Here is a 409-nt window from a genome sequence, read left to right on the forward strand (position 1 = left end):
TACCAATGTTCAAGCAGGAGCCTATAGTACTGGAACAGCTTCGACCGGATTTGCCAAACGAGTGGAGGAACTGGTCAAGATTTCTGAGAAGGTCCAGAAACTCATCAAGGAAAAGGATACGGACGGTGTTGTTTCCTATACTTATCACGATGAAACCAGCACTGCACAAACTCTGCAAGCTAAACTCTCTACCTTAGAGCGGTATGCCGAGAATGTGAACACCTACATCAATAAGAAAATCGACCGCCCCTTCTATGAGGCTATGGACAAGGTAGGAGCCAAGCTCGAAGCCCTTAACATTCAAAAGTATAAAACGACTAACAAGATTGGCTATAAGCGGATCGAGCCTGTGAATGATCCCTATGGCCATCCTGTCGGTACCAAGGAAGTCACCCCACCTGAGATAAGG

1 pseudogene is annotated in these 409 nt (G+C 46.5%); it reads left to right on the top strand.

The window, feature by feature from the left end:
• Nucleotides 1–409: pseudogene (locus tag SORDD15_RS10325) on the top strand (type IV secretion protein Rhs); the annotation flags it as partial.

Source organism: Streptococcus oralis, from assembly GCF_001578935.1.
Classification (GTDB): domain Bacteria; phylum Bacillota; class Bacilli; order Lactobacillales; family Streptococcaceae; genus Streptococcus; species Streptococcus oralis_R.